We start from the raw sequence: 24575 nt of genomic DNA, 5'->3' as shown, positions 1-24575 counted from the left end.
CTTTTTTATTACCAAAAATAAATAAATCACAAAAACATGAAAAGAAAACCTATTATTATCATCTTATTAGTTGTCTTTATTGCTGCAGCTGTTTCATTATTTTTCTTGAATAAAGAAAAAATTTTGGGAAAAGCCGGAGTTTCAGGATATGCTAAAACAGAAGCAGCTGCACCTTGCGAATGCGAAGCAAGCTGGTTTCCGCACGAACAGACACCGCCGCCTGCAGAAGGAGACGGAAGCCCGTTTGATACTTCAAGTACAACAAATTGTATTTTCCATCAATGGTCATGGCAAAAATTCCTTTGGGTGACAAAACCTCTTCCATCCGGAAATCCTTTGTTTTTAGATTCTTTGGATGTAGTTAGTCCTGAGATGGCACCGGTTGCTCCGCAATTGGGATTAAAATTAGTTTTAAGCTCAATTAATCAGGCAGGTCCAGAAGGTGTGCTAGTTTCTAACCCAAAATTTGTTTCTGGAAAAACGGCTGGCGATACGGTATATTATTCTATACATGTAAATAAGACATTACATGATAAAGCCATTATTGCGGCTTCTGAAATTAACAGCGGAAAAGTTCCTTATTCTAATTTAGACACATTTCCTGTTGGTTCATTAGAGTTAAAAGTTTCATGGATTAGTACAGATGCAATCCCGAAAGAAAAAATTGCAGAGTATTTTGTTACTAAAGCAGCATTCAAAAATAAGCAAGGGCAATATGTGGCAAAATCTGTTGCTTTGTTAGGAATGCACGTCGTGGGCGTTGTAAAAAACCATCCTGAATTTATCTGGGCAACTTTTGAGCATAAAGAAATGGCTCCGGTTTATGACTGGAAAAACAATTCTGTAACTTCAGCAACTGAAATGCTGCTTTATGAAAGCGGAACAACTTCTGGCTTGAAAGGAATAAAATGGGATAAAAAAAGCAAGAAACCATTAGAGCCGTATAAAGCTTTTGTTCTTTATGAATATGGAGTTCCTAAAGTGATAAGTACAAATGCTTATATGACAACAAGCCAGGCTGAACCTGCTAATTTTGACAACATTGATACGATCAATAAATGTGTAGCTTCAAAATTAACAGATGTTTTCAAGAATTACTTCTATAATGGATCGATTTGGTTAAATACAGACGGATTAACTCCGGCACAGCAAGCACAAACTATTGTAAAAAGTGATATATCAAGTGTTCTTCCAGATTCATTGGCAAGAGGTTCTGCTAATTTAGCAAACATTACAATGGAGACTTACACGCAGACTTTTGAGAATAGCATACATCAAATTAATGTGGGTGATTTAGCAAATTGTTTTAGCTGTCATCAATCTCAAAATTATGATACTACAAGAGGAATTGGAAAATCTCCTTTGTATTTAAGCCATGTGTTTGAGTCTTATTTGTATACTACAAAACCTCAACCAGCAACCACTGCTAAAAATGTTAACTTGAAAGCTAAACGTATCGAAGAAACAAAAGCACTTAAACTTAAACAGTTTGAAGAAGTGTTTGTTCGTCGACATAAATAGTTCATTTTTTGAAAAAAAGTGTCTTATTTTAATTTTGCTCCAAATGAAAAGCCGAAGTATTACTTCGGCTTTTCTATTTTATCTTCTTTTAAATGATTAGAAGGATCATTAATTGGGTTTCCTAGAAGATGAGGTTTCCAATTTCTTAAAACATAACATGATATTCCAATCTTGATAAACGGGGTTTCTTATTATAACAATCTGTTATGATAAGAAACCCCGTTTTGTTTTATATCTCCATTTAGGTCCGCTGTAAATCTCTCTTCGGATTTTATTTATCTCAAAAATGAAAAACTAAATCTCAGGTTTGAAAAAAACTTTAAAGCCTTATAAAAAAATGTAAATAAAAACTTATTTAATGAATTTATATTTTTTAAGAATAATCTTATGTATTGTTTTTTCTGTTTCATGACAAAAAATATTCTTCTTATAACATTTTTGAGGTAAATATCTGTATATCAATATTAATTTTAAAGTATAGAATAAAAGCAGCCGGCAGAATTTATTTTATTAATTATTTCTATTTGATTTTTAAGAACAGCTCTTTTTATGTCATAGGCAAGTATAGTTTCTTAAAATATTCATTGTGAAATTACAGTAGTAGTGGAGCAGAACCCACTTTAAAAAACGAACTGTTTCGCACAGGAAAAAGCGAAGGCGGAGCCGAAAAGCCTTACGAGTAAGACCCAAAAAATTATAATTATGCAACCTATACCTAGAAAAGTTAAAAATGTAAATGTGTATCCTTATATAGACTGGAAAGGCGGAGGCGTTGGCCCTGTTATCCTTCCTGTTATCGAAGGAGCCAGCGGAACGTATGCTGTTGGTACACTTATTACATCTGTATTTTACAATCTTGATCTTACTTCAGTTACCCAAAAAACTAAACTGGTAGTACACCAAAGATATGTAGCAATTGGAGAAACAGAAGACGGAACTTCTTTCACTACTCCATGGATGTACTGTACAAATGCAGGAGATAATCCAGAATTTGGAAGAACTATCAACCTTCTTAAACCAGAGTTAGACGCTATTAACACAGAAATTTTACCAGATTATATCATACTGGGACCACTTACTGATATTACCGTAACGCAGTCATTTCCTCCTCCGGCAATTGGAGAGATTCTCCTAATCGAAAACGGAAAAGGAAATATCATCGCAACAAGAACGGGTACTCCTCATGAAATGGGAATTGAAGTAACCGGCGGTAATCGTGTTGGACAATTAAGAACAGGATTGAAAAACATCATGATTTCTGGAAAAAACAAAGATGGAAAAACGGTTACAATGGGGAATTTAACTTGTTTAAACCCAAATGATCCAGCCATTTTTCTACATCAGTTTGGAGGTTAATAATTTATAAAACAAAATAATTATGGGAATAATGATGCCTTACGGTGTAGCAGTGAGAGAAGCAATAGCTTCTAATGATTTAGCAAAAATGGAAGCTATTGCAGAACAAGTAAAACAGGTGATAAAAGATCAAGGCGACTTAAGTGCCGCTTTGTTAGAATTACTGGAAGCAATAGAAGCTCTAAAGAACAAAAAGTAAAAATAAACACGAAAAGCTGACTTGTTCAGTATAACAAGGGTGAATCCGAAAAACCTCAAGAGTAGGAATAACTAAAAAACAAAAATGTTATGGGAGTAGTAATGCTTTACGCAGCAGGAATCAGAGAAGCGATAGCTTCAAATGATTTAGAAAAAATGAGAGCAGTAGCTGAACAAGCGAAACAAACAGTTAGAGAACAGGGAGACCTGAGCGCTGCTTTGGTAGAATTGCTGGAGGCTATTGAAAACCTTAGAAAGTAATCTAAAAAGAACGGTTTATTAAGCTTTGCTTTTTAAACCGTTCTTTAAATAAATCAATAAAAACCTAAATCAATTAAGATGGATAAGACTTCTATACGATACAGAGTACGAGATGATTATAAAACAGCAACCCCGGTTCATGTTGTTTGGGAAATTACTCTTGCCTGTAATTTGAAATGCTCGCACTGCGGATCCAGAGCCGGAAAGGTGAGACCTGGTGAACTAACTACCGAACAATGTTTTGACGTAATTGATAGTCTTAAACGTCTTGGTACAAGAGAAATAACAATTATTGGCGGCGAAGCTTTTTTAAGAAAAGACTGGCTTGAAATAATTGCAAAAATCCACGAAAGCGGAATTGAATGTTCTATGCAGTCTGGAGCTTATAATTTAAATGAAGAGCGAATTAGTGATGCAAAAAAAGCAGGAATACGAAATATTGGTGTTTCTATTGATGGAATGCTGGAGACTCACAATAAAATAAGAGGAAGAAGAGATTCTTTTGATCATGTAATTCATTGTCTGCAATTACTAAAAAAGTATGATATACCTTCTAGTGTAAATACCGTAATTACAAAATTAAATCAAAATGAGCTAAGTGAACTTCTGGATGTTTTGATCGAAAATGGCGTAAGAAACTGGCAGATACAACTGGCAGTTGCCATGGGAAATGCCGTTGACCATTCTGAAGAATTGATCCTTCAGCCTTATGAACTAATTGGTTTTTATGAAAAACTGATTGTTATATACAGAAAAGCATTGGCAAATAATGTTTTAATACAAGCAGGAAACAACATTGGCTACTTTGGACCTTATGAGCATATCTGGCGACAAGGCAATGAAAAATATTATACAGGATGTTCTGCTGGACATACCGGAATTGGTATTGAAGCCGATGGAAAAATAAAAGGCTGCCCGTCATTACCCACAACTGAATATACAGGAGGTAATGTAAAAGACATGAAACTGGAAGATATTTGGAGATACAGTGAAGAAATGGTTTTTTCCAGATACAGAAATAAAGAAGAATTATGGGGAGGATGTAAAGGCTGTTATTACGAATCTTCTTGTCTGGCTGGCTGCACCTGGACAAGCCATGTGTTATTTGGAAAAAGAGGGAATAACCCTTTTTGTCATTATCGCGCCTTAGAATTAAAAAAGAAAGGACTTCACGAAAGAATAAGAAAAATAAAAGAAGCACCCGGACTCTCTTTTGATATTGGTTTGTTTGAAATCATAGTAGAAAATGAAAAAGGAGAAGTAGTCGAAGTGCAGTCACCTCATAATGCACCTCTGGTTCCGGTAGCAAATACAGACAGAGTTCCAAGAATTCCAAAAGCGCTTAAACTATGCAATGGCTGTGATAATTATGTTTATGAAGAAGAAACTACCTGCACTTTTTGCAGTGCCGACATTCAAAAAGTAAACGATGAATATGCCGATAAAATGGAAATAGCCAAACGTTCATTGGAAAAATTAGAACTATTAATGATGAAATAATATGGAACTGCTAAAAAAGATTCAATCAGAAATTGACCAATATTCAAATACTATTGAAGGAGCTTTAAGCCTTTCTGAAATTACAATTAAATATGGTCTTAATTCGTATCGATACGGTTCCTCCAGTTTTTTATCTGATCTTTTTGATCCTATCGAAATAACAAGCGAAACCGTATTTTACGATTTAGGTTCCGGTTATGGAAACATCATTTTATACGGAGCTGTAAAATACCCCAATGCGCAGTTTAAAGGAATTGAAATTCTGAAAGAACGACATGAAGTTTGTGCCGGTTTAATTGAAAAAGAGCAAATAACAAATGCCGTTGCAATTTGCGGCGATATTTTAAAAACTAATATTTCTGACGGGACTATTTTTTATCTCTACAATCCTCTTTATGATTTTCAATACGCCGAATTATTGAACAAACTGCATCAGATTTCATTACATAAATCGATCATCGTAATTGCAGAATCCAGATGTAATTTTTTTGATGAAGCCGAATGGTTAGAACAATACCATCTTAAAGATATTGATGTGGTTAGAAAAATTAAATACTATCGTTCAGTTAGGATTTTTTAAACCATCCAAACCAAGATTCCTAATTTTTTTTCATTACAGAGATTAACCAACTCATACCTGATATTAATGTGTTTGTGGCATTTTTTAAAATCTGTAAAAACTTAAAGAATAAGTTTACAAAAAGAAATAGAAACAAACCAAAAGCAAATTTAAAACTAATCAAAAATAAACCCTAAAACCCCAAGAATCATGACAAATCTAAGTTCAATTATTCTTCCGGTTCTTCAAGATATGGAAGAATCTTATTTAAAAGATCAACTATTAAAGTTCCTTCCAAATCAGGAAGAATCATTTTCAAAAATCGAAAAAAGCTTCAAACAATTAACTTCAAAAGTTCAGGACAAAGAGCGTTTACAGCTTTTTTTTCACAGTTGGAGCCAAACCAATAACAGTGCCATGACAGTTGCAGGAATCAGCAACCGTATGACAATGCTGGTTCATAAAAACCAACCTATTGCAGACAAAGAAGCACTTTTGCAGTCTATTACAAGTTTAAATAGAATTGTAGACGAAGATTTAGCAGTTGTGGGGAGAGTTTTACACTCTCAGTTATTTTATACCATGGCAACTAATATTTGTACAGACGATGACTGGCTTTCACGTAAATATTTAAACCTGAGTGCTTACGATTTTAAAGCGTGGAAAGACCAAAATTCTTTGCGAAATAAAGATATCATGATCGCTTTATTGACAACTTTGATTCACGAAATTTATACACATGGAGAGGTAGAATATATTCTTCCAAAGTTTGAATCATGGCTTACAAACGATTACGGTTTCTCAGAAGAAGATCGTGACAAAACATTAGCCTGGATAAGTGTTCACTGCGGTCCAACAGAGAAAAATCACTTCTTTTTTGCCGTAAGTTCTATTTTCCATTACGCTAAAGCCATGAATGTTGATCTTGAAACCTACGATCTGGAACCTATCATTAAGGATTATTTAGCTAAAAAATCTGCCGTAATGGAAGATGTTATGGAAATTGAAGAACTTAGTTTATAATTCATATTTCAATACATGATTTATACAAAGAAAGAACCAAAAGCGCAGCTCATTGCCCCTAAAATAAGTCTGCAGCAAAATCAGCCTGAAAAACAGAAAAAATGGAAGGAATTATTTTCTGAATATTTTGAAAAAAATACAGGATTGGGGAGTCATTTTTTTGCTAATTCTTCGGTAAAACTACCTTTAGGATATGAGAACGAAATGAATCGTTTGTGTTCTATTTTAAATTACGCTTGTAAAGCAATTGTCCAGAATTATTTTGAAGACGAAAGGATTCGAAATTATTATCAGCTGGACAAAGACCTTGAAGCTTTATTGAAAAAAAGCTACAGCGCAAGATACAATCAGGGCTTTTACCGCCCTGATTTTTTATATGATACAAACAATCAGGCAAAAATTTGCGAGATAGGTGCCCGTTATCCGCTAAATGGCTGGATGATTAGTTATTATTTGAAATTGATGAACGACGAAATAAGTGAAACCAAAGATGGGCTAACTTTTAAAGATCCCGATTTAAAAAACCTGATCGACGATTTATACTATCAATTTGCTCCAAATAAAAAACTGGCCCTTGTTCACGACGACGAAAAAGGAACCGAGATTTTTTATCTTCAAAAAGAATTAGCAAAACTGGGAGTTGAATTAATTTCAGTAAAACCTCAGGATTTAATCGTTTCAAACAATTCTATTTATGTAAATGGAGAACCAGTTTCGCAGTTTATATTAGAAATGGATCGGGAAGAACTAAAAAAAATAAAACCGGATGTACTTGATAAACTGATTGAGCAAAACTGTTATTTTAATGATATCAGAACCTTAATTTTAATTCATGACAAAAGGGTTTTATCCGTAATGTACGATGCCGAAATAATGTATGATTATCTAAGCGAAGAAGATTACGATTTTTTAAAACAATATCTAATTCCAAGTTATGTAATTGTTGATCCTGCCGACTGCGATGCTTTTATAGATAACGATCAGAACCTGATTTTAAAATTAAATAGTGGCGGAAGAGGAATTGGAGCTTACGTAAAAAGTGATTGTACACCCCAGGAATGGGATACCATTATTAGAGAAAACTGGAGTAAATATCTAATTCAGCATTTTGTAGAACAGAAAGAATTTAGAGATCTAGAAAATGATCGTCAGATTCATTTAGTAGGAATGTTGTTGTGTAAAGACGACAAAAACTATGGCCCCGGTTTGTTTCGCGGTTCAGATGAATCAGTTGTAAACGTGCATCAGGGCAGAGCTTTAATTTATCAATTAGCAGAGTGAAAAATCATGAAACATACAGTTGTAATTCCTCTTTATAATAAAGAAGCGTTCATATACGATACGATTCGGTCGCTGGCTTTTCAGGAAAAAAAAGCCTCACAAATTATTATTGTTGATGATTTTAGTACAGATCAAAGTATGTTTTTGCTAAAAGATGCCTTGTCATTTTTTGCACCACAGTTTTTACTAACAGAAGTTGAGGTTATTGAATTAAAGGAAAATAAAGGCCCGGGTCATGCAAGAAATATAGGGATGGAACTCGCAACAGGAGATCTGATCAGTTTTTTGGATGCCGATGATTGTTATACTTCTTCCTGTTTAAAAGAAGTCGGCTTAATTATGGAACAGGAAAATATAGATGTTTTGTTACTTGGACTTTTATTAATTCCGTCTGATTATTATCTGCCCAACATTTCATCTTTTAAAAAAGAAATGACTTCGCTCTCAAATGAACTCTTTTTGATTCCTAATATATTACACACTATTAGTTCTCCAGATTTTATTATGGGAGTTGGCAGTAATGTTGTAATCAGAAAAAAACATTTAGAAAATATTCGTTATGAAACCAATGTATCCTTAAACGAAGGAATTGATTTTTGGTATCGTGTCCTGAAAAGTTTAAAAGACAAACCGAAAGTGGCATTACTAAACAAAGTCTGCATAGAAGTAAGAGAAGTTGAAGGCAGTTTGTCGAGAATTAAATATTCTAATTGGAAAGAATTAAAAATTCCCGTTAGTATAGAACGATTTCGTAAAAGTACAGATCAATATGACCAACAGCTCATGGGAATGTTATCGCAGCGATGGCTCGAACATGCTATGGAACGATTACCATCATGGCACCAAAAAATGTTATTCTTGGTAAACCACTCTAAAAGCTTGATTAGAAATTGGTATTATTTCAAAAAAAGACCGAATTAAAATAAAAACTATGTCCCCAGATATTCCAAAAACAGAAAAATCAGAATTGCAGGATTATTTTGAATTGGCAAAAAAGAATCCCTTATATATTGATTTCTATAAAGAACATAATTGCGCAGAGAAAGCTCCGGTTCTTAATAAAAAAGAGCTGATGCCCATTTTGAAAAACAATTTTAAACTGCACGAAGAAAAGACAGGAGTATATTTAGTACGCTCCGGCGGAAGTACTCAAAATCCTTTAGTTTTTCCGGTAGACATACAAGAAAATCAAAATCAGCGTTTAGCGATGGCGAGGGAATTAACTAAGAATAATTTTTTTACCTCGAAAACAATCGCTTTAAATATTTTCGGATATTCAGACATGTACCGCACGGCCGCCATAATGGATGATATTTTAGAAAAATGTCAATCAACAACATTAGCACTCAGTGCACACGCCAGTTATAAAGATATGGAACAAGCTGCGGCTTATTTTAAGCCGGACTTTATAATGGGAACATCTTCAAAATTATTGTGTTTTGCACAATTTTTGCAGGAGAATAATCAAAAAATGCAAATCAAAAATTTGTTATATGCAGGAGAGTTTTTAAGACCCGAAGTTCAAAAACTTTTAGAAAAAGTATTTGAACTTCAGCAAATTTATTCCATGTATGGTTCTGCCGAAACCGGAATTTGGGCGTGGTCAAATTTTACTCAAAATCCTTCTTTATTTTCAGTTATAGAAGGCATTATAATCGAAATCATTAATCCAGATAGTGAAGGATATGGCACAATTGCCGTTACGAATACTTTCCGAAAAAGATTTCCCGTTTTTCGATATGCTATTGGCGATTTAGGACGATGGGTTAATGTACACGGAAAAGCTTTTCTGGAATTAAAATCAAGAGAAACTAAATCGTTTATACTCTCTGAACAGCATTATGATTTAGATGAATTTAATTTTCTTACGAGTTCTGCAACAGCTTTTCAGATTCAATTATCTAGTAAAGATTTTAAAGAAGTTGTAAAAATGTTACTTGTACAAAATGTTCCTCAAAACCAAAAAACAGAGTTTATTGCAGAAAAATCAAAAGCATTAAAAAAGCGCTTAGATTACAACGAACGTTTTATGGAAGTTGAGGTTTTACTGGTTGCGGCCGCTGATTTATATACAGACCCTAATACAACCAAAACCCCTCAATTATTAGATTTGAGATAATAAAACAAAAAGTTTGTTATCGTTTATCTTCTTTGGAATAATTAGAAAGACCATTAATGTTAATTGGATTTCCCAGAAAACGAGGCTCACGATCTCTTAAAACATCAAAAAAGGATTTAAAAATGGAACCATATTCTCTAAAACAAACATATTTATATCCGTGATATTCTCCATTGTTTGCAGAGTATCCGGCCGATTTTATTCCAAGTTTTTGCCCGATATAAATGGCTCGGTTCAAATGATATTCCTGAGAAATTAAAGTAGCTTTTTTAATCTTGAAAATATGTTTCGCACGATACATAGTAGAGTAGGTGTCGAACCCGGCATAATCAACAAATATTTTTGTAGTGTCAACTCCGTGATTGTAACAATAATTTTTCATTACAGTAAGCTCATCATATTCATCGCGGCCGTTATCTCCCGAAAGTAAAATTTTATTGATGCGCTTCATCTTATACAATAAAATTCCCGCATCAAGACGATCTTTTAAATATTTACTCGGCTGATCTCCATTAATTCCCGCACCAAAAATAATTCCCACATCATTTTTTGGAAACTTTTTAACCGTATAATAAATCTTGTTTTTGGTCGAAGATCTTACATAATAATTCACAGAAACAATAGCAATCAATCCAATAATTGCAAGATAAAGAGCTATTCTAAAATATTTTTTCACGGCTTGTATTTGTAAGATTAAGATTTAAAAACACGAAGATAGTTAAAGTGAAGTCAAATAAAAAACCGAAGCGTTTCTGCTTCGGTTTAATCTAAAATTTATTAGAGTTTGAGATCAAAAATCTACAATCTAAAATCAAAAATCTGCAATTACAGAAGTCCTGCTCTTTTCAATAAAGCTTCAGGTTTAGGTTCTTGTCCTCTAAAACGTTTGTATAAAGTCATAGGATGTTCTGTTCCTCCTTTAGAAAGAACATTATCTTTAAATTTCTTCGCTATTTCTTCATTGAAAATTCCGTTTTCATGGAAATATTCAAAAGCATCAGCATCTAAAACTTCTGCCCATTTGTAGCTGTAATACCCAGAAGAATATCCGCCTTGAAAAATATGAGAGAATGCTGTACTCATAGCATTTTCTTTTACATCAGGATACAATTGTGTGTTAGCAAATTGCTCTGTTTCGAAAGCTTTTAAATCTGTAATAGAAGTTGGATCTTGTCCGTGCCAAGCCATGTCTAATAATCCAAAACTTAACTGACGTAACGTTGCTAAACCTTCTTGGAAACTCGCGCTTTCTTTGATTTTCTGAACATATTCAATCGGAATAATTTCTCCCGTTTCATAATGATTTGCAAACAAAGCCAAAGCTTCAGGCTCATAACACCAGTTTTCCATAATCTGACTTGGTAATTCTACAAAATCCCAGTAAACAGAAGTTCCAGATAAACTAGGATAAACCGTATCAGCCAGCATTCCGTGTAAACCGTGTCCAAATTCGTGGAATAAAGTTGTCACTTCATTAAATGTCAATAAAGAAGGTTTTGTTTCTGTTGGTTTTGTAAAATTACAAACGTTAGAAATGTGCGGTCTTTCGTTTATGCCATCTTTTATAGATTGTGATTTAAATGAAGTCATCCACGCACCGTTTCTTTTTCCTTTTCTTGGAAAAAAATCAGCGTAGAAAATCGAAACCAAATTGTTTTCGGCATCTCTTACTTCATAAGTCGTAACTTCTTCGTGGTATTTGTCGATATCAAAAACTTCCGTAAAAGTTAAACCGTATAATTTTTTGGCAACCGTAAAGGCACCGTCTAAAACTTTTTCTAATTGAAAATAAGGTTTCAGTTTTTCATCGTCTAAATTAAAAAGCTGCTGTTTTAATTTTTCAGAATAATAAGCACCGTCCCATTTTTCTAACTGTTCGATTCCGTCCAGTTTTTTCGCGAAAGCAGTTAATTCAGCAAATTCTTTTTGAGCTGCTGGTTTTGCTTTTGCCAATAAATCATTCAGGAAAGAAAAAACTTTCTCTGGACTTTCGGCCATTCTTTCTTCCAGAACAAAATGTGCGTGCGTTTTATAACCTAATAAATTAGCTCTTTCAAAACGAAGTTTAGCAATTTTTAAAACATTTTCCTGATTGTCGAATTCATTATTTTGAAATGCTTTCGCTCCAAAAGCAATTGCCATTTTTTTACGTAATTCACGATTGTCAGCATAAGTCAAAAACGGAACATAACTTGGATGATCTAAAGTGAAAACCCAGCCTTCTTTTTCCTGATTTTTAGCTAATAATCTTGCGGCTTCGATTGTGCCTTCAGGCAAACCAGATAAATCCTTTTCATCAGTTAAATGCAATTCGAAGTTGTTGGTTTCTGCCAAAACATTTTCGCCAAACTGCAAACTCAATTTAGACAATTCTTTATCGATTTCTCGTAATTGATTTTTCTTGTCTTCTGGCAAATTCGCTCCGTTTCTTGAAAAGCTTTTGTATTTTTTATCTAATAAAGTAGTTTGTTCAGCATTCAGATTTAAACTTTCTTTTTGATCGTAAACCGCTTTTACTTTTGCAAATAAATCCGCGTTTAAGCGAATATCATTTCCGAATTCTGAAAGTAAAGGCGAAACTTCCTGAGCAATTTTCTGCATTTCGTCATTCGTTTCAGCCGAATTCAAATTGAAGAAAATACTAGAAAGACGATCTAAAATATCGCCCGAAAAATCCATTGCTACAATGGTGTTTTCAAAAGTCGGCGCATCCGGATTATTTACAATTGCATCAATTTCGGCTTTAGCCAAAGCAATTCCTTCGTTGAAAGCAGGAACATAATCTTCAATTTTAATTTGCGAAAAAGGTGCGGTATTATGTTTAGTTATAAATTTTGAAAGTAAAACACTCATTATGATATTATATTTTTTATTAATAGAAGTCGATTTTTTTGAATTTCAAAGATAGCAATTTATAAAAACCTAATCATCTAAACAAGATCGATTCTCGGCATAAAATCCTTTTAAATTGTGTTATAGATATGTTATTTATTTCTGTAGGCGTTTTTAAAAGCGTAAATTGAAAAAATAGATTTAGCATTATAAAATGCTAATCATAACTAAAAATAAAATAGGATGAATTATCAAGTTGTAATAAAGAATATTGATACGGTTAATGAAGTTGAAGGGTATTGGTCAGACGAAGATTTTATTGCGTTATTAGAAAAATTCAATTATCCCGATGGTGCAGCGGCAGAGAAAAGTAGTTTGCCGGAATTATTAGAAATGGCGATTTCTGATTATGAGCCTAACGAAGCTGCCCAAATAGTTTTACAATATAAATTGGGAGATCAATTAAGTGAAGGTCAAATAGAGCAAATAGCGAACAATATGTTAATTGACAAGGTTTGCGAAGAATATCCTGAAATACACATGCAAGGCACTTTGTTTCATGTAAATCAATTGCTTTTTAAAGCGTACAACGGAAAATTTCCAAATGCAAAAGCTTCTATTGTCCATTTTTCATTAACTCCAACAGATGGAGAAGCACAAAAGCTGACAGCCGAAAATGTGTTGAAATTATTGAATAACGGGTTATCTGATAGAAATCTTATAAAGAGATTGTTTGAAAATCAAATATCGCAAAATATCCCGTTTCCAGAAGCAGAAGGTATTGTTTGGGATTTGAAGACTGAAGACAATATAAATTACGATTTGGTGACTTCAGAAAATTGGATAAATAAGGAAGATATAAAAGAATCTGAATTTGAATCTATTTTAGAAGAGGTTGAAGATGTCGCTTAATTCAAAAGAGGTAAAATCTTAATTTAGTTTCACAAAGATTCTCAAAGAAAAAACACAGAGATTCATAAAAATTTTGTGCGTCTCTGTGTTTTTTCTTTGTGTATCTCTGCGAAATTACTTTTTCAAACCTTCAGCAGCTTTATTAACCGCCGCTTTTAATTCTTCTTTATAAGAAATAATAGTATCTAAAACTTTTTTATCGTGACTTCCGATGATTTGTGCTGCTAAAATTCCGGCATTTTTTGCGCCGTTTAAAGCTACAGTCGCAACAGGAACTCCGCCCGGCATTTGCAGAATCGATAATACCGAATCCCAGCCATCGATAGAATTACTTGATTTTACAGGAACTCCAATCACAGGAAGCGGCGACATTGAAGCTACCATTCCAGGTAAATGCGCCGCACCGCCCGCACCGGCAATAATTACCGAAATGCCGCGAGTATGTGCATTTTTACTGAAATCGAATAATTTCTCCGGCGTTCTGTGTGCCGAAACGATATCTACTTCAACTTCTACATTAAATTGTTTTAATATGTCGATTGCATCCTGCATAACTGGCATGTCTGAGATGCTTCCCATTATAATGGCTACTTTGCTCATGTGTGTTTTTGTTTGTTTTGTTTCAAGTTTCAGGTTTCAAGTTGTTGGAAACTGTACACTTTAACTGAAATTATTATTCTATTTCTGGAATCATGTTCCAAATATCAATACCGAATTCTTCTTGAATTGCTCGTAAATATGATATTTGTCTTATATCGTCTTCAAGAAGTATAGAAAAAAAGTCTTCTGGGGAAACTCCAAACTTCTCTATTTCTTTTCTTTTTCTAACGATGAAATTACGTCTCTGTTCAATTTTTTCTGGTATATTTAATTCTAAAAAATCGATGAAGTTTTTAACTTTTATGTTTGAACTTTCTTCAAAGCGATATTCGCCAATTATATATTTTAGTTTTTCTTCAAAATCATTTTCACAAGGATGTAAAATATCATCAAAAGAGATGTTATTTTTTTTAAATTCTAATTCTTTTAATCTTTTTCGAAAATTAACCTTGTTTTTAACTTTAAACCAATTTGAATATGAATCATCATCTGAACATTTTAAATCTGGATTAAAATGTTCGATGTCATTAGCGTCACTAATTGGATCTATAAATTCTTCTGAATAGGCACAGAAACTTTTTTGTTCTTTTAGAAGAATAGAACCTAATACACTATTATTGGCTCCCTTTTTACAATTGTATTGTAAAACATCAGTAATAATTTTAGAATTATTGGAGTCTTTCTTGATTTTTTTCATCTAAAATAAAATTGTACTGATTGCCTAATTTAGAAGCTTCTAAGATATATTTTTTCTTTAACTCTTTATTGTCTTCGGATTTTACTTTATCTAATAACTCTATATATTCTTTAAATTTTCCTTGAACATCTTCGTTATAATAGTTTACACCAAAATCATTAAAAAGTATATCATTTGGGTCATCACCAATTGGAGAAGTTCCTCTACGAACAGCTACTTTTCCCTCTTTATCAAAATATAAAATAAAACGTTCCTCTGGCTCAAATGAAGCCGCAATAAATGGAGAATGAGTCGCAACTATAAATTGTGCTTCTGGCGCAAGGTTTTTATAGTGATCCATTAGTTCCATTTGAATGTCAGGAAATAAGGAGCGTTCGGGTTCGTCAATAAGGATTATTGAGTCTTTAGTATTTAGTTGATATAAAGGAAGAGATGTTAATAATAATTGTTTAGTTCCTGTACTTAAGTTACTTATTTGTATTACCTCGTCTTTTCGAATGTTTTTAATCGGAACGGCAAAACGTGTATCAACTGTGTCAATTTCTAATCCTAGCTTAATTAGAATAGGATTTAATTTTTCAGCAAAATCTAACAACTTTTTTGGATTGTCATTTTCCCATATTTTATATTCTTTCTCCAGTTTTTTTGAATCTGAAAGTAATCCTTGATGAATTAGTTCAGACATTTTTTGTGTGAAATTCTTAAGATAAATTATATACTCATTGAGTACTTTTAGCCAAATCTTTTCATCAATATTATTGTCAAAGACATAACTGCTTTGTTGAGGAAGTAGAGTATTGAGTGAAACTGTATTTAGGGAATCTATATACTCCTTATTTTTTTCATATAAATCGTTTGGGTGTGTGCTTATTGATTTTAAGTTTTCTTCTGATAAAATATTTGCCTTAAAATAATATAACGGCTCAACTTCACTTAAAGGAATAAGCTTATCAACTTTTCCACCATTGCCGTTTTCATATACATAAATATTGTCGTCAATAGATATACTATCATTCTGTAGTTTGATGTTGCTTTTGTTTTTATTGTTTAAAGAGAATTCTAAAATTCCATCAAGATTTTTTGCATTAAAACGAGCGCCTATAAATCTTTTATTAATTCGTTCACAATTGAACGTATAATTAATGTAATCAAAAAAAAGATCAAGCAATCCTGTTTTACCAGTAGCACTTTGTCCAATAAAACATATTTTGTCTAAAGGCTTTCCTCTTTTTTCTTCAATATGGAAATCTTCAGGATATGTAAAATCAAAATCTAGATTTTCTAAATGTCTAAATTGATCGATATGTAATTTTGAAATTTTCATTTATTGAATTTTTACAAATCTAATTAAAATATAGTTGCTATTTAAATTGAAAAACTGCGACTGACCACTAAAAATAACTACGCACTAATCACTTTAATCGTGTTCTTAACTTCTTCAGCAATTCGTCTTGCTTCCTGCATGTTTTCGTTTACAATCGTAACGTGACCCATTTTTCTAAACGGACGTGTTTGTTTTTTTCCGTAAATATGTGGAGTAACGCCATCCCATCCTAAAATAGTTTCGATATTTTCATAAACAACGTCTCCAGAAAATCCTTCGGCACCCACTAAATTTACCATAATTCCGGCAACTTTACTGTCTGTGTTTCCTAACGGAAGATCTAAAATAGCGCGTAAATGATTTTCGAATTGTGAAGTATAACTTGCTTCAATTGAATAATGTCCCGAATTATGTGGGCGAGGAGCAACTTCGTTTACCAAAATTTCATCTTCCTGAGTTTGGAACATTTCAACGGCTAAAAGTCCAACGTGATTAAATTTTTCTGAAACATTCAATGCAATTGCTCTGGCTTTTTTGGCTACTTTTTCATCGATTCTTGCAGGGCAGATTACGTATTCAACTTGATTGGCTTCTGGGTGAAATTCCATTTCTACAACTGGATAAGTTTTTATTTCTCCCGATGGATTTCTTACCACAATTACCGCCAATTCATTTTTGAACGGAACCATAGTTTCTGCAATACATTCTACATTTGGTAAGTCGTCCATGTCAGAAATTTGGCGAATCACTTTTACTCCGTTTCCGTCGTAACCAAACTCGGTGCATTTCCATACAAAAGGTAATTTTAGATCGCTGATTTTAGATTTTAGATTTTCTAAATTTTCAAATCTTTCAAATGGTGCAGTTGGGATATTATTTTTAGCGTAAAATTCTTTTTGAACACCTTTATTCTGAATTCCTTTTAAAGTTTTTGGAGATGGATATATTTTTAGGCCTTCGTTTTCTAGTTGCGTTAAAGCCTCTAGATTTACCAATTCAATTTCAAAAGTCAAAACATCGACTTGTTTTCCAAAGTTGTAAACCGTTTCATAATCCATTAAATCGCCTTGAAAGAATTTGTTGCAGGCAATTTTACTCGGCGCTTCATCACTCGGATCTAAAACATAAGTTTGTATGTCAAATTTTCTGGTGTCGAACAAAAGCATTTTACCCAATTGTCCGCCGCCTAATATTCCTAATTTAAAATCAGAAGAAAAATAATTCATTTTGTGTTGTGTTTTTGCAAAGATACCTTTTAATCTTTTTTTAGCCAAAATTTAGTGGTTTTCTAGTTTTTAGCCACAAATTACACGAATTTCCACGAATTATATTTTTAAAGTTTTTGCCACAGATTAAAAGGATTAAAATGATTTATCTCTGTGCGGATTTGTGTTTGCCACGAATTACACGAATTACCACTAATTTTTAGGTTGAATCTAAAAAAATAATTCGTGAAAATTAGTGTAATTCGTGGCAAACAAAAAATCCTTCTAATCCGTTTAATCTGTGGCAAAAAACTATTCAATTTTCTTCAAAACTTCGCGGGCAACGGCTTTGTAAGCTGCGGAATGATCTCCGTAATCTTTATTTAAAATAACTCGAAGTTCAGGATGAATCCAGTCGTAATAATTTCCTAAGACATATAAAGTTCTTATAGAATACGCTTTTGTCGCCACTTTTACATCATTTATAAGCCAATCGAAACTGGCTTCAATACAATCCTGAAGATTTTCTTCGGATAAAGAAATGCTGTTTTCGTCTTTTTTAAAATGTGATTTTACTAAAAGCTGTACGACTTTTGCAATTGGCCGAAGCGAACTTTCATCTTTCAGAACTTTCAAATTAGAACAGAAAAAATCAAGATGGGGCTGAAGCCAGATTAATTCTTCGTACGATACAAATTCAAGGATCCAGCAGGCTTTATGATTGTTTTTATTTTCGGGCGAAAAGCAAATCGAAACTAATTCTTCAAATAAAGATGGATTTTCGAGAATGTCTTGTGTGCACTTTAATCGGTTTTCCCGATAGGCATTTACATAATCCAGTTTTTCTTGTAATACAGAAAGCATTTTTTTAGGTTTGGGGGTGATTTCAAGCATCTAAAATAAATAATTTAATGAGATAGTTCCGTAATAATTTATAGGAAGTCCGGGATAATAATAGCGGGGTGCCGCGTTTCCAACCGCAACGGCATTTGGCAGTATTAGAGACGCATATTTTGTATTTGTTACATTATTTATTCCGGCAGAAAAATGTGTTGTTAGCTGCGGAAAAATTTCAAATCGATAACCGCTTTTTAAGTTGATGATAGAATAAGAATCAGAAAAAGCAGTATTAGCATCGTTCATCGGAATTTCATCCACGAATTGATAATCGGCATTAAAATAAATTCCAAGATTGGTGTTTAAAGTAATTCCGGCGTTAACTTTGTTTGCCGCAACTCCGGTTAATTTGTTTCCGGAATAATCATTTCCGTTATCAACAAATTCCTTAAATTCATAATTCCCTAAAGATCCGGCTAAATAAGAATTCAGAGAAAAGAAACGATTCATTTGCCAATTGTGATTTAAGGTAATTTCGATTCCTTCATGAAATGTTTTCCCCGCGTTTAAACCTATGTATTGATCATCGCCAACTCTTTTTGCGACCAATAAATCTTTAATTTCCATTCGGTAAACCGCAATTTCTGTGTAAAGTTTTTTATTGAAGAAATAGAACTTTCCGCCCACTTCAAAATTATAACCGTTTTCAGGTTTTATATTCGTATTGATTGTGCCTTCGCTTGTGAGAGTTTCTTCTGTTGCTGGTAATGAAAATCCCCGGCTGACCGAAAAATAAACAGTCTGCTGAGAATTCGGTTTAAATAATAAAGACAATTGCGGCGAAAAAATGCCGTCATAACTATATTCCTGATTCGTGTTTGTATTATAATTGTCGAGGCTGAATTTAGTTTTGTTATAATTTAAACCAGCCTGAATTTCAAATTGATCTGAAAGTAAAGTTCGTAATTGAGAAAAGATATTATAGAAATGTCTTTTTTGCCCAGTTTCATTAAGCTGATCGCCTTGCAGACTTCCTAAACCATTATTTTGCTGATACAGATTTTCGAAAGTATTACCTTTATAAGTATCCGTAAAATATTCAATTCCGGTAATGAAGTTATTTTTTATTTTTCCTATTTTAAAATTCCCGGAGAATTGCGTTCTCGCACCCGTTGCAAAAGTATATTGACGTAAAATGTCAAAAGGTCTCGGTTCGTTGCTGTCTTTATAATTAATAAAAACAGAAGTGGAGTTTTTTAGATTTTCATTAATCGAAAAATCATAAGCCAATCCGCCCAAAGTCGATTTGTATTCTTTATAACCTTTTGATGCAACCCAGGTTGGCGCACCAGATTTTGGATTGTTCTCAAAAGAATTTTTATTGATCGAACTCGGAATAAAAGCTTTTAAAAAAGTATAGTTTGAAAAGTAAGTCAGTTTGCTGTTTTTCTTTCTAAATAATTCTCCTGCAAGCGTAATTCCTTCACGTTTGTATGCGCTGTTTTCACGCCAGCCATCGGTTTTTAAATTGTGATAACTAAGGTTTAAACTTCCACCTTTTTCATCTAAGCCAAAATTCAAACTATTTTTTAGTAATCCAAAAGAACCAAAAACAGAACTTATTCCCGCACTTTGCTTTCCGTTTTTAGAAAGCTGAGGTGAAATTAAAATCGCACCGCCCAATCCTGCGCCATAAACACTCGAAAGCGGCCCTTTTATAATTTCGATTTGATTGAGATTTTCAAGATCAATATCATCAATAACCGTTTCGCTGTTTCCAGAAGTCAGCGGAATACTGCCATAAAAAGCCCTGATTTTATTGGTTCCGTAAGTGGTTCGCGCACCAATGCCACGAATCGAAATTCGGGTTGTGGTAAAATTAGACGATTGCATAAAAACACCCGGAATTGTATTGATTACCGTTGTAATATCTGTGGTATTATTTTGCAGTAAATCTTTTTTAGAAAGAATACCAATCGAAGCAGGAGTGTTTAATAAATTATTATCAATATGAAGCGAACTGATCACAACTTCTTTCAGTTTTTCGGTTTTTAGAGAGTCAATATTTTTGCCTTCTCTTTTCTGCGCTTCAATGTTTTGGAAAACAAAAAACACAAAAAGAAAAAGACAATATTTTTTTAAGGTCATAAATGATTCGAATTAAAAATGTAGTTTTTTAAAACACATAGAAACATAGGATTCATGGAGGCAAAAAAGGTGTTTCGCTTTTAACAAAAAAATAAAATCTATGTTTCTATATGTTTAAATTATCTGTACGGAATTGGATTTTATTTATTCGCTGTAACCTTCCAAACCGTATTACTACTATCATCATTTACTAAAAGCGATCCGTCGTTCATAACGGTTACTGCAACCGGACGTCCGTAAACTTCAGCTTTATTTTCATTTGAAACAAAACCAGTTAAAAAATCTTCTGGTTTTCCCGATGGTTTTCCATCTTTAAAAGGAACAAACAGTACTTTATAACCTGAAATTTTAGAACGGTTCCATGAACCATGCTGCCCAACAAAAGCACCGTTTTTATATCTCGCCGGGAAAGCATCTTTAGTATAAAATGCCAATCCAAGCGAAGCAGTATGTGCGCCAACCGAAACATCAGGGACGATTGCTTTTTCGACCAAATCTTTTCTTTCACCTTTCATTCTCGGATCAGGAATACTTCCAAAATAAGAATAAGGCCATCCGTAAAAACCATCTTTTTTTACACTTGTAATATAATCAGGAACCAAATCGTCGCCCAAATCATCACGTTCATTTACAGCAGTCCAAAGCTCTTTATTGACAGGATTCCAATCCATTCCAACAGGATTTCTAAGACCCGAAGCATAGATTTTTTCGCCAGTTCCGTCAGGATTAATTTCAAGGATTCCGGCACGACGTACTTCTTTGTCAACACCATGTTCGGCATTGTTACTTCCTGAACCTACAGAAACATAAATTTTGCTTCCGTCAGGGCTTCCTAATAAATTTCGTGTCCAGTGATTGTTGTAACCTCCGGCAGGAAGTTCAAGAATTTTTTCACCTTTTGTTTCCAGTTTAAGCGGATTGTTTTTATAAGGATAACGGTATAATCCGTCAGTATTTGCAATGTAGAAAAAGTCCTTTAAAACCAGCATTCCAAAAGGTCTGTTTAAGCTGGTAATAAAAACTTGGCGGGTTTCAAATTTCCCGTCTTTGTCTTTGTCTCGAAAAACTGTGATTTGATTTTTGCTCGATCTAGTTCCGCTTTCTACCACAAAAATATCTTGGTTTGGTGCGATATAAGTCCAGCGCGGGTTTTCAAAACCGTCGGCAAATTTGGTAACCGTAAAACCTTCAGGAGCTTTTGGTGTAACTCCGTTTGGCCAGCCAATAACTTTGCTGTTATTCGTTTTAGATTCAGTAGCATATGGCGGAGGAAGCGTAATGTCGCCAACAGCAGTTTTTACAACATTTCCGGGTTGTTTTGCTAACGCTTCTTTTTCTTCTTTTTTAACTTGTCCGTTGCAGGAAGTCATTAAAATTAATAATGATATAGAAAATAGTGGTAAGGAATTCTTCATTGATATTTGGAGTTAAATGATTATTCAACAACAATTTAGTAAATTAAAAAGTAGCTGCAAGAACGATTTTGTAATTATTAACTGATATTTAACATTCACAAAAAAGTCATCTTTCGATTCTATTTTCATGTGGGCAGATTGGTTGTAATTCTGTATCTTTGTCCATTATTTTAAATTTAAAAATAATGATACAACTTCACGATAAACAATTTGTTCCGTTTATTTCGGCTAAGGAAATTGATTTTGCTTTAACCAAATTAGTTGCACAGGTAGAAGATGATTTTGGAGATGATACTCCAATTTTTATTGGAGTTTTGAATGGCGCCTTTATGGTGGCTGCCGATTTCCTGAAAAAATATAAAAGTCCCTGCGAGGTTTCGTTTATCAAAATGGCCTCTTATGAAGGAACTGAAACAACAAATTCAGTTAAAGAATTGATTGGAATCAATCAGGATTTATCTGGAAGAAGCGTAGTGATAATTGAAGATATTATCGATACAGGAAATACGCTTGAAGAATTAAAACATTTATTTAAAGCACAAAATGTAAAACACTTTAAAGTGGCTACTTTGTTCTTTAAACCAGAAGCTTATAAAAAAGACATTAAGATAGATTATATCGGAATCAGAATCCCGAATAAATTTATCGTTGGTTACGGATTAGACTATGATGGTTTAGGCAGAAACCTGACCGAAGTATATAAATTAGCAGAATAATATTAAACAAAACACAACTATATATTCATTTTAAACTTCTTCAAAAAATAAGAAGTCACACAACTCAAACGTACTATGATTAACATTGTTTTATTTGGAAAGCCTGGAGCAGGAAAAGGAACTCAGGCAGAATTTTTAAAAGAAAAATACAATTTAACACATCTTTCTACAGGAGATATTTTTCGTTTTAATTTAAAAAATGATACTGAACTAGGTAAAAAAGCAAGAGTTTTTATGGACAACGGAGAATTAGTTCCTTGTGAAGTAACAACTGCAATGTTAATTGACGAAGTAAATAAACACCCAGATAGTGCAGGATTTTTGTTCGACGGATATCCAAGAACTTTAGATCAGGCTGAGGCATTAGATAAATTTTTACCAACAATTGGTTCAAGCGTAACAGCAACAATTGCATTAGAGGCCGATGACGAAATTTTAGTAGCACGTTTACTGGAAAGAGGAAAAACAAGCGGAAGACCAGATGATCAGGACGAAGAAAAAATTCGTGTAAGATACCAGGAATACAACGAAAAAACAGCTCCATTAATTGGATATTATAAAGAGCAGAATAAGTTTCACGCCGTAAACGGAATTGGAACTATCGAAGAAATTACAGAGCGCTTAACGTCAGTTATAGATAATTTGTAACAAAATCTGTTTGAAGTTAAAAGTTAAATGTTTAGAAGAAAATTTGAAATAAGTTCTGAAAAACATTTAACTTTTGGCTTTTAACTTTAAACTTAAAAATGGAAATACTAATAATATTTTTTCTAATACTATTAAACGGAGTTTTCTCAATGTCTGAAATTGCATTGATTTCGGCACGAAAAAATAGACTGGAAACAGCAGCAAAAAAAGGGAACAAAAGTGCCAAAACAGCGCTGGATCTGGCTAATTCTCCAAACAAATTTTTATCAACGGTACAAATCGGAATTACCCTAATCGGAATTTTGACAGGTATTTATTCTGGGGATAAAATCACATTAGATGTAGAAACATTTGTGAGCGGTTTTGCAATTTTAAAACCATACGCTCATTCCGTTGCGGTTGGAATTGTGGTTGTGGTTTTAACATTCTTCTCTTTGGTTTTAGGAGAATTACTTCCAAAACGTATCGGATTAAATTATCCGGAATCGATTGCCAAAATGGTGGCGATGCCAATGAAAGTAATTTCGATTATCACGGCGCCGTTCATTTGGTTACTAACCTCTTCAACAGATTTTTTATTGAATGTTTTGCAGATAAAACCAACTGCTGATGGAAAAGTAACTGAGGAAGAAATTAAAGCCATCATTAAAGAAGGGACTGAAGTTGGAGAAGTTCAGGAAATTGAACAAGATATTGTGGAGCGTGTTTTCCATATTGGGGACAGAAAAGTAAGTTCGTTAATGACGCACCGAAAATCAGTAGATATGCTTCCGCTAAATGCTGATAAAACCAAAATAAAAGAATTGGTTGTTCAGGATCTGCATACGGTTTATCCGGTTTACAATGAAAATTATGATGATATTGTTGGTGTTGTAACGCTGAAAAATATATTTGCCAATATCGAAAATGATAATTTTGATTTTGCTGCTATAATTTCTGATGCACCTTATTTAATGGAGCAGACAACGGCTTATAAAGCGTTAGAAAATTTCAAAAAAACGGGTGTTCACTTTGCTTTAGTTTCAGATGAATATGGTGTTTTTCAAGGTTTAATTACTTTGAATGATATTCTTGAAGCTTTGGTTGGTGATGCGTCTGAATTTTATAAAGATGAATTTCAGCTTATAGAAAGAGAAGACGGATCATGGCTGGTTGACGGACATTATTCATTACACGATTTCTTAACGTATTTCGAATTAGACGAATTAACAAACGATTACGAAGTAAACACCGTAAGCGGCATGATTATGACCGAACTTTCGCATATTCCAAAAGAAGGTGAAAAACTAATTTGGCAAAAATTCGTTTTAGAAGTTGTCGACATGGACGGCGTAAAGATTGATAAAGTGCTGGTAAAAGCGCTTAAAGAGTAGAGGAAATAAAATAGTTTTCAGTGGCAGTTTTCAGTTGCAGTTTGTGCTGA

23 protein-coding genes are annotated in these 24575 nt (G+C 33.4%); 14 read left to right on the top strand and 9 right to left on the bottom strand.

Annotated elements, in window-relative coordinates; all coding sequences use genetic code 11:
- The first annotated feature begins 36 nt into the window (after nt 1–36).
- From BUE10_RS16400 to BUE10_RS16355, 10 genes are all read left to right on the top strand, one after another.
- Nucleotides 37–1521, top strand: coding sequence for a hypothetical protein (locus BUE10_RS16400; RefSeq protein WP_073486771.1), 1485 nt, complete (start codon nt 37–39; stop codon nt 1519–1521).
- Nucleotides 1522–2223: 702 nt separating this feature from the next.
- On the top strand, nt 2224–2877 hold the full coding sequence (locus BUE10_RS16395) for a hypothetical protein (protein WP_073486769.1): 654 nt from the start codon (nt 2224–2226) through the stop codon (nt 2875–2877).
- 22 nt (nt 2878–2899) lie between these two features.
- Entirely contained in the window at nt 2900–3076 is a 177-nt protein-coding gene (locus BUE10_RS16390) for a DUF1843 domain-containing protein (RefSeq protein ID WP_073486767.1), read from the top strand.
- A gap of 89 nt (nt 3077–3165) precedes the next feature.
- Nucleotides 3166–3336 carry a DUF1843 domain-containing protein gene (locus tag BUE10_RS16385; RefSeq protein WP_073486765.1) on the top strand — a complete coding sequence of 57 codons (171 nt, stop codon included), beginning with the start codon at nt 3166–3168 and terminating at the stop codon, nt 3334–3336.
- Between the two features lie 78 nt (nt 3337–3414).
- Nucleotides 3415–4836 carry a radical SAM/SPASM domain-containing protein gene (locus BUE10_RS16380; protein ID WP_073486763.1) on the top strand — a complete coding sequence of 474 codons (1422 nt, stop codon included), beginning with the start codon at nt 3415–3417 and terminating at the stop codon, nt 4834–4836.
- 1 nt (nt 4837) lies between these two features.
- Nucleotides 4838–5416, top strand: a complete 579-nt coding sequence (locus BUE10_RS16375) for a class I SAM-dependent methyltransferase (RefSeq protein WP_073486761.1) — start codon at nt 4838–4840, stop codon at nt 5414–5416.
- 189 nt (nt 5417–5605) lie between these two features.
- Entirely contained in the window at nt 5606–6418 is an 813-nt protein-coding gene (locus BUE10_RS16370; protein WP_073486759.1) for a hypothetical protein, read from the top strand.
- Between the two features lie 15 nt (nt 6419–6433).
- Nucleotides 6434–7699 (top strand): ATP-grasp domain-containing protein, encoded by a 1266-nt coding sequence (locus BUE10_RS16365; protein ID WP_073486757.1) that lies wholly within the window; start codon nt 6434–6436, stop codon nt 7697–7699.
- Nucleotides 7700–7705: 6 nt separating this feature from the next.
- The gene (locus BUE10_RS16360; RefSeq protein WP_073486756.1) at nt 7706–8620 is read left to right on the top strand and encodes a glycosyltransferase family 2 protein; all 915 of its coding nucleotides are present in this window, start codon (nt 7706–7708) and stop codon (nt 8618–8620) included.
- 10 nt (nt 8621–8630) lie between these two features.
- On the top strand, nt 8631–9818 hold the full coding sequence (locus tag BUE10_RS16355) for a phenylacetate--CoA ligase family protein (protein WP_073486754.1): 1188 nt from the start codon (nt 8631–8633) through the stop codon (nt 9816–9818).
- Nucleotides 9819–9834: 16 nt separating this feature from the next.
- On the opposite strand, the gene BUE10_RS16350 is transcribed toward BUE10_RS16355, so the two are convergent.
- Complete coding sequence (locus tag BUE10_RS16350; protein ID WP_073486752.1) at nt 9835–10494, bottom strand: SanA/YdcF family protein; 660 nt, start codon at nt 10492–10494, stop codon at nt 9835–9837.
- A gap of 149 nt (nt 10495–10643) precedes the next feature.
- Complete coding sequence (locus BUE10_RS16345) at nt 10644–12671, bottom strand: M3 family metallopeptidase (protein WP_073486750.1); 2028 nt, start codon at nt 12669–12671, stop codon at nt 10644–10646.
- A gap of 222 nt (nt 12672–12893) precedes the next feature.
- Here BUE10_RS16345 and BUE10_RS16340 point away from each other — a divergent pair, with 222 nt between their 5' ends.
- Entirely contained in the window at nt 12894–13562 is a 669-nt protein-coding gene (locus BUE10_RS16340) for a hypothetical protein (RefSeq protein WP_073486748.1), read from the top strand.
- A 114-nt stretch (nt 13563–13676) separates the two neighbouring features.
- On the opposite strand, the gene purE is transcribed toward BUE10_RS16340, so the two are convergent.
- From purE to BUE10_RS16305, 7 genes are all read right to left on the bottom strand, one after another.
- The gene (purE, locus tag BUE10_RS16335; protein ID WP_012022518.1) at nt 13677–14162 is read right to left on the bottom strand and encodes a 5-(carboxyamino)imidazole ribonucleotide mutase; all 486 of its coding nucleotides are present in this window, start codon (nt 14160–14162) and stop codon (nt 13677–13679) included.
- A 73-nt stretch (nt 14163–14235) separates the two neighbouring features.
- Nucleotides 14236–14859, bottom strand: coding sequence for an HNH endonuclease family protein (locus BUE10_RS16330; RefSeq protein WP_073486747.1), 624 nt, complete (start codon nt 14857–14859; stop codon nt 14236–14238).
- Complete coding sequence (locus BUE10_RS16325; protein WP_073486745.1) at nt 14831–16183, bottom strand: AAA family ATPase; 1353 nt, start codon at nt 16181–16183, stop codon at nt 14831–14833. Before BUE10_RS16325 ends, BUE10_RS16330 begins: the two co-directional genes overlap by 29 nt.
- 77 nt (nt 16184–16260) lie before the next feature.
- Nucleotides 16261–17409: a 5-(carboxyamino)imidazole ribonucleotide synthase gene (locus tag BUE10_RS16320; RefSeq protein WP_073486903.1), complete on the bottom strand. Its 1149-nt coding sequence runs from the start codon at nt 17407–17409 to the stop codon at nt 16261–16263.
- Between the two features lie 291 nt (nt 17410–17700).
- Nucleotides 17701–18252 (bottom strand): hypothetical protein, encoded by a 552-nt coding sequence (locus BUE10_RS16315; RefSeq protein WP_073486901.1) that lies wholly within the window; start codon nt 18250–18252, stop codon nt 17701–17703.
- 30 nt (nt 18253–18282) lie between these two features.
- Entirely contained in the window at nt 18283–20373 is a 2091-nt protein-coding gene (locus BUE10_RS16310; protein WP_073486743.1) for a TonB-dependent receptor, read from the bottom strand.
- Between the two features lie 140 nt (nt 20374–20513).
- Nucleotides 20514–21788, bottom strand: coding sequence for a PQQ-dependent sugar dehydrogenase (locus BUE10_RS16305; protein WP_073486741.1), 1275 nt, complete (start codon nt 21786–21788; stop codon nt 20514–20516).
- 185 nt (nt 21789–21973) lie between these two features.
- On the opposite strand from BUE10_RS16305, the gene hpt reads away from it, so the two are divergent.
- The 3 genes from hpt (at nt 21974) to BUE10_RS16295 (ending at nt 24525) form a co-directional block, all read left to right on the top strand.
- Nucleotides 21974–22504, top strand: a complete 531-nt coding sequence (gene hpt / locus BUE10_RS24275; RefSeq protein WP_180861085.1) for a hypoxanthine phosphoribosyltransferase — start codon at nt 21974–21976, stop codon at nt 22502–22504.
- Nucleotides 22505–22579: 75 nt separating this feature from the next.
- Entirely contained in the window at nt 22580–23152 is a 573-nt protein-coding gene (locus tag BUE10_RS24270; RefSeq protein ID WP_232680664.1) for an adenylate kinase, read from the top strand.
- Nucleotides 23153–23250: 98 nt separating this feature from the next.
- Entirely contained in the window at nt 23251–24525 is a 1275-nt protein-coding gene (locus tag BUE10_RS16295) for a hemolysin family protein (protein WP_073486739.1), read from the top strand.
- Nucleotides 24526–24575 lie beyond the last annotated feature (50 nt).

The sequence above is a fragment of the Flavobacterium sp. CF108 genome (assembly GCF_900129795.1).
Lineage (GTDB): Bacteria > Bacteroidota > Bacteroidia > Flavobacteriales > Flavobacteriaceae > Flavobacterium.
Note: the sequence above shows the minus strand (reverse complement) of the source record. Positions and strands in the feature narration are given on the sequence as shown.